Origin of the sequence: Faecalibacterium sp. DFI.5.82 (assembly GCF_029076575.1) — a bacterium.
Taxonomy (GTDB): Bacteria; Bacillota; Clostridia; order Oscillospirales; family Ruminococcaceae; genus Faecalibacterium; species Faecalibacterium duncaniae.
This window is the reverse complement of the sequence record NZ_JARFIS010000887.1, coordinates 1-296: the sequence shown is the minus strand read 5'-3', so window position 1 is coordinate 296 and position 296 is coordinate 1. Positions and strand designations below refer to the sequence as shown.

Genomic DNA, 296 nt, shown 5'->3' with positions numbered 1-296 from the left:
CTCCGGCGGCATCTCTGAAAAGCTGATCGCTCTGGCCGATGCCTGCGTCGGCTGGATGCGCGGCGGCAAGGCCATGGTCAACATCGTGGCTTCCTACTTCTTCGGCGGCATTTCCGGTTCCGCATCCGCCGATACTGCTTCCATCGGCTCCATTATGATCCCCATGATGGTGGATCTGGGCTATGATGCCGACTTCTCCACTGCTGTTACCATTACCTCCTCCTGCGAGGGTCTGCTGGTTCCCCCGAGCCATAACATGGTCATCTACGCCACCACCGCCGGCGGCATCTCTGTGG

General features: G+C 60.1%; 1 protein-coding gene. It reads left to right on the top strand.

Features of this window, described 5'->3' with window-relative positions:
- On the top strand, nt 1–296 hold a 296-nt coding region (locus P0G09_RS19360; RefSeq protein WP_275253485.1), incomplete at both ends, for a TRAP transporter large permease subunit.